This is a genomic window from Micromonospora siamensis, from assembly GCF_900090305.1.
GTDB lineage: Bacteria > Actinomycetota > Actinomycetes > Mycobacteriales > Micromonosporaceae > Micromonospora > Micromonospora siamensis.
Window position 1 is genome coordinate 2,747,629 of the sequence record NZ_LT607751.1, and the last position, 13,801, is coordinate 2,761,429.

Sequence of the window (13,801 nt, forward strand, 5' to 3'; positions counted from 1 at the left end):
CCCACGGGCCGGCTCATCCGGCCGGCCGGGCCCGGTCGAGCACCTCCTCGGGGGTGAGCGGCGCCTTCGGGTGGTGGGTGAGGCAGAGCGGGGTGCGTACCTTGACGAACGAGAAACCCTCCCCGGCGGCGTAGAACTCGCCGCTGTCGAGCAGGCCGATGTCCGGCAGCCGACCGCCCTTGGCCGCCGCCAGGGTACGCGCGGCGTCAATCTGCGCCGGCGCGTTGAGCAGCCCGAAGAACTGGGTGGTCGCGTTGCCGGAGATCTGGTTGTGCAGGCCCTTCGGTGCCTGGGTGGCGAAGACCAGACCCAGCCCGTACTTGCGGGCCTGCGAGGCCAGCGCGATCGAGCTGGCCGTGCACGGGGTGTTCCCGGTCGACGGGGCGAGGGTCTGCGCCTCGTCCATCACGAACAGCCCACCCAGCGGCCGGTCGCCCGCCGGGTGCCGCCGGATCCAGGCGAAGAGCGCCATCTGGAGCTGGTTGACGAAGCTCTGCCGCTGCTCGTCGGAGTTCAGCCCGACGAAGCTGATCACCGAGACCCGGGCCCGCCGGCCCGGCGCGGGGGTGAGCAGCACGCCCGGGTCGGCGGGCGCCCCGACACCGCCGAAGAGCGGATCGGTGACCATCGCGGCCTTCAGCGTCTCGGCCAGCTCGGCGGCGAGCCGGTCGGCGCGGGCCATCCGGCTCACCCCGTCGGGCAGGTCGGCGAGGAACTCCACGAAGCCGGGCAGGCCCACCATGCCGCTGCGGGCGTACGCGTGCAGCGCCTCGGTGAGCACGGCCCTGCCCTGCTGGGCGAGCCTCGTCGGCCGGTTCACCCCGGCCCGCGGGGCCAGCGCCTCGACCGCCGAACGGATCGCCTGGTCGAACTCGTCGGGCGAGTCCCAGACCGGGGTGAAGTCGGGCAGCGGTTGGAACGCCAGCGGGCGGCCGGCGAGCAGCCGGGGCGTCCACACGACCACGTCCGTGTGGTCCAGGTAGTCCCGGGCCCGCCCCTCGTCGCCCGGCCCCCAACCGGCCGGTGGCCGCGGCCACGGGTCGCCGAGCCGGGCCAGGTCGTTGTTCGGGTCCAGCACGATCGACGAGACGCCCTGGCGGGCGCACTCCTCGACCAGCCGGCGGATCAGCACCGTCTTGCCGGAACCCGACCCGGCGAAGACGACGGTGTGCCGGCGCAGCGACTCCAGCCGCACGCCGAAGGGCGCCCCGCCGTCGACCGTGTGCCCGAGCGTGAGCACCCCCTCCCCGGGCTCCACCGTCCCGACCTGTGCCGCACCGCCGCGCTCCACGGTCCCGGCCTGTGCCGCGCCGCCGGGCTCCACGGTCCCGGCCTGTGTCGCACCGCCGGTCGTTCCCTCCGCCGCCGGGGGACCGGCGGTCGGGTTGGCGTCGGTGGTGGCCGGTTGGCGCGCCGGCACCCCGGGGTCGCCGAGCACGTCGCGCAGGAGCGCGGTGCCGCTGGCCGGGCGGCGGGACACCAGCCACTCCGGCAGCCGGGCGTCGGGCGTCGCGGCCAGCTCCCGCAGCGCCGCGAAGACCCGCAGGTCCGCCTCGGTGACGGCGTGCACGACGCCGCCGGCCGCGTCGAACGCCGCCAGCACCTGTCGGGTACGCGGACCCGTCGGCCACGGCCCGTTGCGCAGCAGCACCAACCGGCGCTGCGGGATCTCCCGGTCCAGCCCGGCCATCGTGCAGGCGGCCCGGACCCGGCTGAGCACGGCGATCGCGTTGCCGCTGGCGATGGCCCGGAAGCACCAGTGCGCCTCGTTCTCGGTCGCCTCGTCCAGCACCTCGATCAACCGGCCGTGCAGCGCCGGCTTCCGCCCGGGCGGCGGGTCGTGTTTGTAGGTGGCGCCGGTCGGGGCCTGCTCGGCGGTCCAGGCGGCCAGCCCGGCGGCGAGCAGCTCCGGCATCCGGGCGTCCTCGGTGGTCGGGTCCAGCGCGTCGGCGACCCGGGCGGCGGCGACCAGCTCGGCGAAGCGCCGGTCCAGGTCGGTCAGGTCGTCCAGGTCCCCGGTCCCGGCGCCAGCGCCGGGGGTGAGCCCTGGGCCCGAGGTCACGCCGACCCGTTCCGATCCCGCCGCGCCGGTCGTCGACGCCGTGCCGGCGGCCGGTGGGCCCTCGACCAGTCGGGCCAGCTCCACGACCTCGCCGGCGTCGCGGCAGGCGGCGACGTGCCGGTCCACCCGGCGCAGCAGCGCGCGGGGGGTGAGGTCCGGTGCGTCCTCGAACGCCTCCGGCCGGATCGGCCAGGTCGGGTACGGCGGCACGAACCGAAGGTCGGCGAAGGCGGCGGTGAACCGCTTCTCCACGATCGCCCGGCCGATCTCGGCGGTCGGGATCCGGTCGGGCAGCAGCGCGGTGCGGAACCGGTCGGTGACCGGGGTGGGGGCGCTGCGGGTCAGCAGCTGCCAGGTGTCGGGCAGGCAGGAGACCACGGTCAGGGTGCGCCGGGTGACGTCACGCAGGGTCAGCAGCCCGTCGGCGACCGGCCCGAACGCCCGGGCGTGGGCGTCCTCCAACGCCTCGTGCTGGTCGAACAGGGCCGTGCTGGTCTGCGCGAACAGGGTGTCCAGCTGGTCGACGGCGATCACCGTCGGCGACAGGGTCAGCGCCATCAGGCGGGAGATCTCCTGCACGATCTGCTGGGGCGTGCGGATGGTCGGCGTGAGCCCCCACTCGGCGCGGGCGGCCGGGTCGCCCGGCTCGGAGATCAGGTGGGCGTAGCCGACGTCCTGGGCGGCGAAGTCCAGCGCCCCGTGCAGCACCAGCGCCCGGGCGGTGTCCTGGGCGTCCCGGCCGACCTCCCGGTTGTAGGTGCGCAGCGCCCGGATGAAGGTGTCCAGGTGCTCCCGGGTCAGCGGGGCCAGGCCGGCCACCGCGTCGCGTACCTCGGCCGGGATGCCCAGGTAGGCGCTGAGCCGGCGCAGGAACGTCTTGAGCTGGGTGCCCCAACCGGCGGCGTCCGGCCGGCCCATCCCCTCCACCAGGGACAGCGCCACACTGGCCCAGAAGGTACGGCCGTTGATCATGTTGACCAGGAAGAAGTAGCCGCCGTCGCGCTGGATGGTCTCGCGTACCGCGCCGAGCAGGTGGGTCTTGCCGGCGCCCGCCCGGCCCTGCATCGCCACGCCCAGCGGGCGGGCGGTGTCGTCGGTGCGGGCCTTGTTGACCCCGCCGAGGATCTCCCGGACCACCCGCTCGTGCAGTTCCGGCACGTCGAAGGGGGAGGGGAGCCAGACGTCGTCGGGGGTGGCGGCCGGGTTGAACGTCAACGCCTCCAGGGCCGTCCGCTGCTCGGGACCGATCATGCCACGCCGATCGACAGGGCGTGGTTGTCCTCGTCGCCGATCCGGACGGCCGCCGCGCGGTCCCGCGCGGTCAGCGACTTCGAGTTCGCCACCGGGATGACCCGTACGCCGTCCCGGCGGGCCAGCGCGCGCAGCGCGGCGTCCACGGTGGACCGGTCGTGACCGGCGAGCCGGTCCCGGACGTCGGCCAGCCGTACCCACTCGCCGGTGGTCCCGGCCAGCTCCCGGTACGCGTCCCGGATCGCCGCCTCCACCTCGGCCGTCGAGGCGGGCGCGTCGGCGACGACCGCCGGCTCCTCGATACCTGCCTGCTTGAAGAACTCGCCGTGACTGACCCGCAGCCGGTCCAGCGAGCGGTGCAGGTTCGCCAGCAGGGTCACCAGCGACCGGGTGGCCGAGCCGCTGCGGGCCGGCGGCCCGGCCCGGTGCAGCTCCCGCACCACCTTCCAACCCCGGTCGGTCAGCTCGTGGGCGAAGGGGCGCTGCGTCCGGTCGGTCTCCACCAGGCCCGCCGCCACCAGCCGGGCGTTGTCCTTCCCGGTCAACGCGAAGCCGGCCAGCTCCTTGAGCTCGGTGTTGGTCAGGCTGCGCGCCTCGGCCATCAGCACGACGAGCGCGTTGATCTGGTTCGGGGTCAGATCCGGTCCGTCGTCAGTGGTCGGCATGGTGCCTCTTCTCCTCGTGGTGCGGGCCGGCCGCCCGTCTGGTGGCCAGCAGATCACGGATGCTCCCGAGCACGGCGGGCACGTCGGTGAGCACCTGGTCGTTGGTGAACCGCAGCACGTCGTACCCGAGCAGCTGCAGGTGGACGTCGCGCCGCCGGTCGTCGGCGAAGCGCACCCGCCCACGATGCTCGGGCCCGTCGACCTCCACCGCAAGGCCCTCGGCGAGCCAGCAGAGGTCCAACCGGTACGCCGGGCCGAGCGGATGCCCCTGCCAGGTGTGGTTCCACCGCCGGCCGTACGCCCACCCGTGGCGGGACAGCGCCCGCTCCAGGGTCTGCTCGGCGGGGCTGTCGGCGCGCGGCAGCCCGGACAGTGGCGGGCAGCTCACCAGCGCCCCCGTCGGCGCCGGCCCGCCACCGGCCGCCGGTTCGGCCACGGCGCGCACCTCGTGCGGCAGCGTCACCGTGACGACGGGCACCCGGTCGACCGTCCGCAGTGGCCTCCCGGCCAGCCACACCGTGAACCGGCCGTGCCCGGCCAGCCACTCGGCGCTCGCGGCGAGGACCCGTTCACCCTCGGCGGTGAGCCCGTCGGGCACCTCGACCAGCAGCACCACGCCGGTGCGCCGGTACGCGTCGGCGAGCACCCGGGCCAGCCCGGCGGCGCGTACCTCCGCCGGGAAGCGGGACCGGCCGGCGTGCCGGCTCCCGGCCGGCGGCCCGGACCGGGCGGCCAACGCGCGTCCCGCCAGGTCGGTGAGGAACGGGCCGAACGCGGCCGACCGGGCGGCCGCCGCGGCGGCCAGCGACCGGACCGCCGCCGCGCCCAGCGGGTGCGGGCCGTCGAGCCGGTCGGCGCCGGGCAGCCAGCTCGGGAAGAGCGCGAGCGCGGCCCGGTCCAGCTCGGTCAGGAGGGCGGCGACCTGTTCGCCCGCGGTGCGTCCGGGCAGCCCGTGCACCCGGAGCACCGCCGGCGCGCCCGGCGGCAGCGGGTCCAGCGCCACGGCGAGCAGCTCCGGGTCGACGTCGGGCAGGAGACTCACCCGGTGGGCCGGGGGCGCGTCCCACCACTGCGCCGCCCCGGTCATGGCCCGACCATACGGGTCGATGGTCGTCCCCGGCACCCGGGCCGACCTCAGGCCAGCGGGTGGGCGATGCCCCGGGCGTGGTCGGCCAGGGCCGCCCCGACCACCGTGGCCTGCAACGGCAGCATCTCCAGGCAGCGGCGGACCGCCGCGGACATCAGCGCGTTCGGCACCCGCATCGACAGCGTGCAGTGCGGCACCCAGTGGCCCGGCCGGTAGTGCTCGAATCCGGCGATCCCGGCCCGGGTCAGCCGCTCGTGCACCCGGGCGTGGTGGTCGAGCAGCTCGGCGGTGGGGGTGGCGCCGAGCCAGAGCACCCGGCCGACGAACTGGCCGGCGTACTGGAAGGTCAACCGCAGCGGTGGCGCCACCGGCAGGCCGGCCAGCGCCTCGGTCACCCGGTCCGGGTCGAAGCGGGACGCCACCGCCAGCGAGACGTGCGGCCGGTGCCGCTGCTCCAGCAGCGACCGCAGGCTCTGCACCCCCTCGGACTCCAGCGCGTCCCAGAGCACCCGGATCCGCCGGGTGGCGTCGGTGTCCAGATACAGCTCCAGCGCCGCGACCATGACGATCACCCTAGGCGCGAGGTTTGCCGCCGCCGCCCGGCGGTACTGGTCCCAGGCGAGCAACCACGATCGAGAGGCGGTGCCCGGTGGACGCGAACGACCTGCTGACCGAGGTGTACGGGCGGTTGCCCGACCTGGTCCGCTCCGCGGTGGACGGCCTCTCCGCCGAGCAGCTGCGCCGGGCTCCCGCGCCGGGGGCCAACCCGGTCGGCTGGCTGGTCTGGCACCTGACCCGGATCCAGGACCACCACGTCGCCGACCTGCTGGGTGAGGAGCAGATCTGGGTCTCCGGCGACTGGGCGCCCCGCTTCGGGCTGACGGCCGACCCGGACGACACCGGATTCGGGCACGGCCCCGACCAGATCGCGGCGGTGCGGCCGGAGGGCGGCACGGCGCTGATCGGCTACTTCGACGCGGTGCACGACCGCACGAGCCGTTTCCTGGCCGGGCTGACCGCCGCCGACCTGGACCGGGTGGTCGACGAGGCCTGGGACCCGCCGGTGACCCTCGGCGTCCGGCTGGTCAGCGTCGCCGACGACGACCTCCAGCACGCCGGGCAGGCCGCATACGTACGCGGGCTGGTCCTGGCGGACTGACCGTGGGCCGGCCGGGACGATCCGCCCCGGCCGGCCCGCACCGGCTCACGGCACGATCACCGCGCGGCCCTCCAGCGTGCCGTCGCGCAGCTGGTGGTACGCGTCGACCGCCTGGTCCAGGCCGAACGTGGTGATCTTCGGCTTGATCAGCCCCCGGGCGCCCAGGTCGAGCACCTCGATCAGCTCCGGCCGGCTGCCCCAGTAGACCGTCTGGATGCTCACCTCGTACGGCACCCCGAAGAACGACACCGGCAGGGTGCCGCCGCCGAGTCCGACGATGGTCAGGTCGCCCAGCGTCCGGGCCACCGACACGCCGAGCTTCAGGGTGGCGTCCGCGCCCACGAAGTCCAGCACCACGTCCGCGCCCCGACTGCCGGTCGCCGCGCGGATCCGCTCGGCGGCGTCGGAGTCCGGGCGCAGCGTCAGGTCGGCGCCGTACTCCCGGGCCAGGGCCAGCGCGTCGTCGCGGGTGTCCACCGCGATCACCCGGGCCGCCGTGGTGGCCTTGAGGATCTGCACGCCCACGTGTCCGAGACCGCCCACGCCGATCACCAGGGCGGTGCTGTCCGGCAGCAGCTTCGGCAGGGACCGGCGGATCGCGTGGTACGGGGTGAGACCGGCGTCGGTCAGCGGCGCGGCGGCCACCGGGTCGAGCCCCTCGGGCAGCGGCACCAGGTGCCGGGCGTCGGGCACCAGCAGGTATTCGGCCATTCCGCCGTCCAGGCCCAGCCCGCCCCCGCCGCCCGGCACCGGGGCCGCGGCCGGGTTCTCGCAGTACGTGTCGACCCCCACCCGGCAGCGGGCGCAGGTCCCGCAGCCCCACGGCCCGTAGACGGCCACCGGCTGTCCCTCGGTCAGCCCGGTCACCCCGGCGCCCAGGGCGTGCACCCAGCCGGCGTTCTCGTGGCCCAGGGTGAACGGCGGGTTCCAGGGCACCGCGCCGGCCTCGAAGTCGTGCATCAGGTGCAGGTCGGAGTGGCAGGCCCCGGCGCCGCCCACCTTGATCACCACCTGGCCGGGTCCCGGCTCCGGTCGGGGCACCTCGGTCAGTTCCGGCTCGGATTTCCAGTTCGGCAGTCGCAGCGCGCGCATCGGGTGAACTCCCGTCCGTGTCGTCGTCCCTGCCGCTGCGTGCCCGGCGAGGCAGCGGGCAAACGGCCCGCCCCGGCTCCTACTGCCGGCCGATGTCCAGCCGCCCGCCGCCGCGTACGCGAGCAGGTGGAACGCCTGCCGCCCGAGGCTCTCGTCCCAGCGGGCCGCGTAGAGGCCGGTGCGCGGGTCCAGAGCCCTCGAGCAGGGCGTGCCCGGCCACCCCCTGCTCCCAGGACTGCCGCTGCATGGCCAGCAGCGCCGTGAGCACCCGGTCCGCCGACGTTCCGTCCAGTCCCATCGCGCCTCTCCCGTCCCGGTCGTACCGGTCCCGCACTACCCGCGATTCGCGTTCCGACTCCGGCTCGTCCGCCGGATCCGGTCCCGACCGGATCACCCCGACCGGGTGAGCCGGGCTCACCCCCGGCCGGGGGACGCTGCGGGGACCAGTGACCGTGGGAAGGGGCGGATTCGATGGCCATGTCGGCGGCGGAGCATCTCGCCAGCCGGGTACCGGGTCGACATCCCGACCTGCCGGAGACCACGTCCGGCACCCTGCGGCTGGACATCCGCGAGGACGGGCACACGGACCACTGGCACCTCACCATCGACCACCAGACCGTCCGGGTGAGCCGGTCGTACGAGGAGGCCGACCTGATCGTGGGCGGGGAGCGCCCGGTCTTCGACCGGCTCGCCGCCGGTGGGACGCACATCGGTTCGGCGTTGCTGCGCAACGACGTGACGGCCCGGGGGAACCTGCGGCTGCTGATGTCGCTGCGGCGGTTGTTCCCGGGGCCGCCGGACGCCCACCACCCCCGGTCGTACTGCCTGGACGGGGACGGGGACCGATGAGGCAGGAACTGGTCCACGTGATGGCCGGCAACGCCTTCGCCGTGTCCGACGCCCAGGGGGACATGCGGCCGGACCCGAAGGCGCCGACCGGCCTGTTCTCCTTCGACACCCGGTTCCTGTCGCACTGGGTGCTCACCGTGGACGGCACCCCGCTCAACGTGCTGTCCCGCGACGACATGACCTACTTCGAGGCCCGGTTCTTCCTGGTGCCCGGCACGGCCAGCCACTACGTCGACGCCGACGTCTCCGTGATCCGTCACCGTTCACTCGACGAGGCATTCAACGAGCGGATCACCGTGCTGAACCACTCGGCGGAGCCGGCGGATCTCACCGTCCGGTTGCAGGTCGGCAGCGACTTCGCCGACACCGCCGAGATCGCCGGGCCGCGCCGCCGCACGGTCGACGTCGACGTGGTGCCGGAGAAGAGCCAACTGTGCCTGCGCTACCAGCGGGAGCGGTTCGCCCGGGAGACCGTCGTCACGGCCACCACCCCGGCTGACGTGGACGCGGACGGGCTGACCTTCCGGATCAGGATCGAGCCGAACGAGTCGTGGACCACGGACCTGCACGTCGCGTGCGTCATCCGCGGCGAGGGCACCCGTGACCTGCGTGCCGACCTCGAGGCGCACCAGCAGCGGGTCCGCCACCACATGCGGGCCGACCTGCGGGACTGGCTGGACCGGGCGCCGCAGCTGATCTCCGGCCGGCAGGCGGTGTCCGAGATCTACCGGGCCTGCCTGACCGACCTGGCGGCGCTGCGCTACTCGCCGCTGGCGTACGCCGAGGCGGTGCCGGTGGGCGGGTTGCCCTGGGCGATGAGCCTCTACGGCCGGGACGCCCTGATCACCTGCCTGGAGACGCTGCCGTTCACCCCGGAGCTGGCACCGGCCACCCTGCGGGCCCTGGCGCTGGCCCAGGGCGGTCAGCTCGACGACCGCCACGACGAGGAGCCCGGAAAGATCCTCTCCGAGACCCGGTACGGCGAGTCCGCGGCCTTCGGCGAGCAGCCGACCTCGCTGTACTACGGCGCGGCCGACACGACCCCGTTGTTCGTGGTGCTGCTCGACGAGTACGAGCTCTGGTCCGGTGACGCGGACCTGGTGCGGCAGCTGCGGCACCCGGCCCGGATGGCGCTGGACTGGATCGACGCGTACGGCGACCTGTGCGGTGACGGCTACCTGCGGTACCGGTCCCGCACCCCGCACGGTGGCGTGCAGAACCAGTGCTGGAAGAACTCGCCGGACGCCATCCGGGACCGGTTCGGTCGGGTGCCGGCGCTGCCCCGGGCCACCTGTGAGCTGCAGGGCTACGCGTACGACGCGAAACGGCGGGGCGCCCGGCTGGCCCGGGAGATCTGGGGCGACCCGGAGTACGCCGACCGGCTGGAGCGGGAGGCGGTGGCGCTGCGGGAACGGTTCAACCGGGACTGGTGGCTGCCCGAACGGGGGTACTACGCGCTGGCCCTGGAGCCGGACGGCACCCCGGTCGACGCGCTCGCCTCGAACATCGGCCACCTGCTGTGGAGCGGGATCGTCGATCCCGACAAGGCCGACGCGGTGGCCGGGCACCTGCTCGACCCGCGGCTGTTCTCCGGCTGGGGGGTGCGCACGTACGCCGAGGGGCAGCTGCCGTACAACCCGGTCGGCGCCCACCTGGGCGCGGTGTGGCCGTCGGACAACGCGCTGGTCGCGGCCGGGCTGCGCCGGTACGGCTTCGACGTGGAGGCGGCCCGGATCACCGACGCCGTGTTCACCCTGGCCGAGACGCTCGGCGGTTCGGTGCCGGAGCTGGTGGCCGGCTACGACCGGCAGGTCACCCGCTATCCGGTGCGGCTGCCGGCGGCCGGTCGTCCGCAGTCCTGGGCCTCCGGCGCGTTGCTCATGCTGCTCGCCACCACCCTCGGGTTGCGGCCCTGCGGGGACAACCTGCTGGTGGACCCGGCCCTGCCGGCCGGTTTCGGCCGGGTCGAGCTGCTGGACATCCCGGGCCGGTGGGGGTACGCCGACGCGTACGGCCGGGACCGGGCGGCGACGAAGGCCCCGCGTGGCCAGGGGGCCCGGACCGGCGGCTGAGCGGCCGGCTCACCGCTCGGCCGGCGCCTCCACCGACGCGCCGCGCGGTCCCGCCGCGTCCGCCGCGGCCGGCGCCCGCTCGGGGGCCGGCGCGGCCGCGGGGACCGGTGCCGGCTCCCGGGGGGTGCGTCGGCCGAGGAGCCGGTCGACGCCGACGAAGAGGAGGCCGAGCAGCCAGAACACCAACGCGAAGCCGACCGCGCTGATCGAGACGCCGTCGTAGCCGAGCTGCCCGGCGTCGATGAACGGGTACGGGTAGCGGTGCACCACCAGGCCGCGCAGCAGCGCGAACCCGAGGTACGCCAGCGGGAAGGCGAGCCACCAGGCGGCGTACCGGGGGCGGAGCCGGCCACGCCGGTCGAACAGGGCCCAGTCCGTGACGGCCAGCAGCGGCACGACGGTGTGCAGGAACTGGTTGCCGAGCGCCTCGCCCAGCGCGCGCTGCGGCTGGACCATCGCGAACGGGCTGGCCGGGTTGGCCAGCACCAGGTGGTAGACCACGCCGGTGATGGTGATGTAGAGGGTGACCGCGCCCTTGAGGGCCGACGGCGGCTCCGGTCGCTCCCGCCAGGCGCACCAGGCGGCGTAGCCGGCGAAGATCCCGACCGCGACGTTGCTCTGGATGGTGAAGTAGGGCAGCAGGCCGGTGACGGTGGCCGGACCGAGGGCGGTGAGCACGATCCCCGCCAGCACGCTGATCACGATCGCCAGGCGGAAGAGCATCGCCACGCGTCGACGCCGCAGACTCATCGGCGCAAGCTACCAGCCGCCCGTCGGGCGGTCACCAGCCCAGGGTGCCGGGAGCGCCCTTGAACGGTCCGACCAGGTCGGCGGTGATCCAGCCGCCGTAGAAGTCGCCCGGCTGGACCTGGACCCGTTCGCCGTCCACCCGGCACTCGTCGACCCGGCCGGGATAGAAGGCGACCGCGCCGGCCAGGTCCGCGTACGGCGGGGTGGGTCGCTCGTACGACCAGGCGGCCTCGCGGACCCGGACGTCGCCGACGGCCAGGTCCCAGTAGCTGGCCTCGCCCTTCCACTCGCACCAGGTCCGCCGGTCGGTCGGGACCAGCCGGGCGCCGGTGATCTCGTCCCGGGGGACGTAGTAGACGGGTGGGTGGGAGGTCTCCAGCACCCGCCAGCAGCGGTCGCTGTCCACCACGGTCACCCCGGCGTGCACGACGGTGATCCGGCGGAGGGTGCGCTCCAGCCGGGGCGGGCGCGGATAGTCCCAGACCGATTCCATGCCGCCACGCTATCCAACCGTCGTCGGCGCCGGCACGGCCTTCCACCGTACGGTGGCGTATGTTAACGTCCTTCCATACGCACCCGTATGGAGGTGGTCCGGATGGACAGCCCACGTGTCGACAACCAACCCCTCGACCGGCGGCTGCGCCGGGCGGTCCGGTTCGGCGCCGGCTGCTTCGTCCTGGCCGGCGCCGGGCACCTCGCGATCACCGCCGCCGCACGACGGCGTCCCCCCTCGACCCGCGAGGCCGCCGCGCACCGGGCGATGCGGGCCGTCCCGGTCCGGCTGCTCGGCCACGGCCACGACATGGCCGCGCTGCACCAGGGCTTCAGCGTGACGATGTCCCTGCTGGCCGTCGGGTACGGGTCGCTGAACCTGCTGGCGCTGCGCGCGGCGCCGCAGGCGTACCAGCGGGACCGCTCGCTGACCGCACTCAACACGGCGGTGGCCGGCGCCGGCTTCGCGATCTCGCTGGCCGCGTTCCCGACGCCGCCGGTGGTGATCTTCGGGGCGGGCCTGGTGGCACAGCTGCGCGCGCTGGCGCTGACGCCGGGGCGACGGAGATGAGGGCGCGGGCACGGGGCCGCACCCTCATCCCGCGCCGCTCCGCCGCCGGTCACGGCCCCACCCCGCCGGGGAAGCGTGGGGTGGTCCGGGGCCGGCCGGCGGGACGGTACGTTACGGCGGTGGGTGCGGACGGGCGACGGCGCCGCCTCAGCGCCGAGGACTGGGCGCGGGCGGCCCTGGAGATGATCGGTGAGCAGGGCCTGGCCGGGGTGGCGGTCGAGCCGCTCGCGGTCCGGCTCGGCACCACCAAGGGCAGCTTCTACTGGCACTTCGCCAACCGCGACGCGCTGGTCACCGCCGCACTGGCCAGGTGGGAGCGGGAGCACACCGAAGGGGTCATCGAGGCGCTGGGCGCCCCCGTCGACCCGGCCGCCGCCCTCCGCCAGCTCTTCGCCAGCACCACCACCACGGCCGCCGCCGGGCGGCTGCACGTCCGGGTGGAGGTCAACCTGCTCGCCGCCGCCGGTGACCCGCTGGTCGCCCCGGCCGTGCACCGGGTGGTACGCCGACGCGTCGACTACCTCCGGACGCTCTTCGAGGATCTCGGCTTCGATGCCGACGAGGCCGCCCGCCGGGCGCTGCTGGCGTACAGCACCCACGTCGGGCACCTGCAACTGATGGTCCGGATGCCCGAGCTGGTCCCGGACGGGAGGGCCGACCAGTTGGCGTACCTCGACACGGTGATCGGCGTGGTCACCCCCCCACGGAACGACAGTGCCGACCGGTGACCGGCTCCCCCCGGGGCAGCGCCCCGCCGAGCTGACCCGCTTCGGCCTGCCCTGGTTCGGGCGGGCTGCCGGGTTGCGGCGTGGCGGGCCGTCGAGGAACGCGGACGGCGCGAGGCGCGGCACGTCGGGTCAGGGCCCCGAGGTGGCTGCGCCCGGTCAGTGACTGCCGGGCCCCGGCGGGGCGGTGACAGCGGGGGAGGCGGGCCGCCCGGGCGGGTTCAACGGCTCCGCCGCCGGCCGGTCGGGGCGCCCGGCCGGCTGGCCGGTGGACCCCGCGCCGCCCCGTTGCGTCCCCGGCGCGGTCGACTCGGACCGTCCGGAGTGCTGCTCGAGCAGCCGGTCGCAGTACCCGGCGACCCGGTCCCGGCCCCCGGCGGAGGCGATCAGCCCGGAGAAGACCGGGTTCTCCAACGCCCGGCCCGAGTTGCCGCCGGCGTCGGCGCGGTACGCCCGGCACAGCCCGGCCGTCGACGCGGACGTGGCGGGTGCCGGCCGCGCCGGCCCGGAGGGCGACGGTGCGGCCGGCCCGACCGCCGGCAGGGTCGGGTGCGCCGGTGTGCTCGACGGGGCGGGCACGGGGTCGGGGCGGTGCCGCAGCGGACCGGGCAGGTTGCCACCGGCGGCGGCGAAGGCCACTCCGCCGGTGGCCGTGACGGCGACGACGACCGCGGCCAGACGCACGCCCAGCCGACCCGCCAGCCCCGTCCGGGGCGCCGCCACCGGGCGCAGTGGGACGGTCGAGCCGGCCCGGACCATCCGGTACGCCCGCAGCGCCTCGGCCTCTCCGCTCAGCTCGGCGGGGCGCGGCGCGGCGCGGACCGCGGCCAGCAGCTGCACCAGTGCCGGGGGTCCGTCCGCGGGGTCGACGACCGGACCGACGAGCAGGCGCTCGACGGTTTCCTGGTCCATGCGGTGTGCGTTCATCTCGTGTCCCTCAGCGCCGTCGGGCGCTGGGACGTCACATCCGCGAGGGGTGGGTGACCTGTGCCACCGGTCAGCGAACGCCGGTGGCCCGGCCGGGCC

At 75.3% G+C, this 13,801-nt stretch carries 13 protein-coding genes; 5 read left to right on the top strand and 8 right to left on the bottom strand.

Translation table 11 applies throughout. The features are described 5' to 3' along the window. Positions 1-13: 13 nt before the first annotated feature. From GA0074704_RS12710 to GA0074704_RS12725, 4 genes are read right to left on the bottom strand one after another with little or no spacing between them, the layout of a single operon-like run. Positions 14-3,313, bottom strand: coding sequence for an ATP-binding protein (locus GA0074704_RS12710; protein ID WP_088970697.1), 3,300 nt, complete (start codon positions 3,311-3,313; stop codon positions 14-16). Next, positions 3,310-3,978: a hypothetical protein gene (locus tag GA0074704_RS12715; RefSeq protein WP_088970698.1), complete on the bottom strand. Its 669-nt coding sequence runs from the start codon at positions 3,976-3,978 to the stop codon at positions 3,310-3,312. The genes GA0074704_RS12710 and GA0074704_RS12715 overlap by 4 nt, the downstream gene beginning before the upstream one ends. Next, entirely contained in the window at positions 3,965-5,065 is a 1,101-nt protein-coding gene (locus GA0074704_RS12720) for an endonuclease domain-containing protein (RefSeq protein WP_088970699.1), read from the bottom strand. Before GA0074704_RS12720 ends, GA0074704_RS12715 begins: the two co-directional genes overlap by 14 nt. Before the next feature lie 47 nt (positions 5,066-5,112). Then, positions 5,113-5,628: a 2'-5' RNA ligase family protein gene (locus GA0074704_RS12725; RefSeq protein ID WP_088970700.1), complete on the bottom strand. Its 516-nt coding sequence runs from the start codon at positions 5,626-5,628 to the stop codon at positions 5,113-5,115. An 86-nt stretch (positions 5,629-5,714) separates the two neighbouring features. On the opposite strand from GA0074704_RS12725, the gene GA0074704_RS12730 reads away from it, so the two are divergent. Continuing rightward, the gene (locus tag GA0074704_RS12730; RefSeq protein WP_088970701.1) at positions 5,715-6,224 is read left to right on the top strand and encodes a mycothiol transferase; all 510 of its coding nucleotides are present in this window, start codon (positions 5,715-5,717) and stop codon (positions 6,222-6,224) included. Positions 6,225-6,269: 45 nt separating this feature from the next. On the opposite strand, the gene GA0074704_RS12735 is transcribed toward GA0074704_RS12730, so the two are convergent. Then, entirely contained in the window at positions 6,270-7,316 is a 1,047-nt protein-coding gene (locus tag GA0074704_RS12735; RefSeq protein WP_088970702.1) for an NAD(P)-dependent alcohol dehydrogenase, read from the bottom strand. Between the two features lie 471 nt (positions 7,317-7,787). Between GA0074704_RS12735 and GA0074704_RS12740 the strand changes: the two genes are divergently transcribed. After that, positions 7,788-8,165, top strand: a complete 378-nt coding sequence (locus GA0074704_RS12740) for an SCP2 sterol-binding domain-containing protein (RefSeq protein WP_088970703.1) — start codon at positions 7,788-7,790, stop codon at positions 8,163-8,165. After that, the gene (locus GA0074704_RS12745; protein WP_088970704.1) at positions 8,162-10,237 is read left to right on the top strand and encodes an amylo-alpha-1,6-glucosidase; all 2,076 of its coding nucleotides are present in this window, start codon (positions 8,162-8,164) and stop codon (positions 10,235-10,237) included. Before GA0074704_RS12740 ends, GA0074704_RS12745 begins: the two co-directional genes overlap by 4 nt. Before the next feature lie 9 nt (positions 10,238-10,246). Here GA0074704_RS12745 and GA0074704_RS12750 read toward each other — a convergent pair whose 3' ends face one another. Next, complete coding sequence (locus tag GA0074704_RS12750) at positions 10,247-10,987, bottom strand: Pr6Pr family membrane protein (protein ID WP_172880530.1); 741 nt, start codon at positions 10,985-10,987, stop codon at positions 10,247-10,249. Positions 10,988-11,018: 31 nt separating this feature from the next. Further along, the gene (locus GA0074704_RS12755; protein WP_088970705.1) at positions 11,019-11,480 is read right to left on the bottom strand and encodes a DUF427 domain-containing protein; all 462 of its coding nucleotides are present in this window, start codon (positions 11,478-11,480) and stop codon (positions 11,019-11,021) included. A 102-nt stretch (positions 11,481-11,582) separates the two neighbouring features. On the opposite strand from GA0074704_RS12755, the gene GA0074704_RS12760 reads away from it, so the two are divergent. After that, a complete protein-coding gene (locus GA0074704_RS12760) occupies positions 11,583-12,050 on the top strand; it encodes an LIC_13387 family protein (RefSeq protein WP_157743661.1) in 468 nt (155 codons plus the stop codon). 119 nt (positions 12,051-12,169) lie between these two features. Then, positions 12,170-12,778: a TetR/AcrR family transcriptional regulator gene (locus tag GA0074704_RS12765; protein WP_197697624.1), complete on the top strand. Its 609-nt coding sequence runs from the start codon at positions 12,170-12,172 to the stop codon at positions 12,776-12,778. Positions 12,779-12,934: 156 nt separating this feature from the next. Here GA0074704_RS12765 and GA0074704_RS12770 read toward each other — a convergent pair whose 3' ends face one another. Beyond that, the gene (locus GA0074704_RS12770; RefSeq protein WP_157743662.1) at positions 12,935-13,702 is read right to left on the bottom strand and encodes a hypothetical protein; all 768 of its coding nucleotides are present in this window, start codon (positions 13,700-13,702) and stop codon (positions 12,935-12,937) included. Positions 13,703-13,801 lie beyond the last annotated feature (99 nt).

Bases quoted from the DNA above. Each gene is read 5' to 3' on its own strand.
- GA0074704_RS12710 (WP_088970697.1), bottom strand. From the start codon at position 3,313: ATGATCGGTCCCGAGCAGCGGACGGCCCTGGAGGCGTTGACGTTCAAC.
- GA0074704_RS12715 (WP_088970698.1), bottom strand. From the start codon at position 3,978: ATGCCGACCACTGACGACGGACCGGATCTGACCCCGAACCAGATCAAC.
- GA0074704_RS12720 (WP_088970699.1), bottom strand. From the start codon at position 5,065: ATGACCGGGGCGGCGCAGTGGTGGGACGCGCCCCCGGCCCACCGGGTG.
- GA0074704_RS12725 (WP_088970700.1), bottom strand. From the start codon at position 5,628: ATGGTCGCGGCGCTGGAGCTGTATCTGGACACCGACGCCACCCGGCGG.
- GA0074704_RS12735 (WP_088970702.1), bottom strand. From the start codon at position 7,316: ATGCGCGCGCTGCGACTGCCGAACTGGAAATCCGAGCCGGAACTGACC.
- GA0074704_RS12740 (WP_088970703.1), top strand. From the start codon at position 7,788: ATGGCCATGTCGGCGGCGGAGCATCTCGCCAGCCGGGTACCGGGTCGA.
- GA0074704_RS12745 (WP_088970704.1), top strand. From the start codon at position 8,162: ATGAGGCAGGAACTGGTCCACGTGATGGCCGGCAACGCCTTCGCCGTG.
- GA0074704_RS12750 (WP_172880530.1), bottom strand. From the start codon at position 10,987: ATGAGTCTGCGGCGTCGACGCGTGGCGATGCTCTTCCGCCTGGCGATC.
- GA0074704_RS12755 (WP_088970705.1), bottom strand. From the start codon at position 11,480: ATGGAATCGGTCTGGGACTATCCGCGCCCGCCCCGGCTGGAGCGCACC.
- GA0074704_RS12760 (WP_157743661.1), top strand. From the start codon at position 11,583: ATGGACAGCCCACGTGTCGACAACCAACCCCTCGACCGGCGGCTGCGC.
- GA0074704_RS12770 (WP_157743662.1), bottom strand. From the start codon at position 13,702: ATGAACGCACACCGCATGGACCAGGAAACCGTCGAGCGCCTGCTCGTC.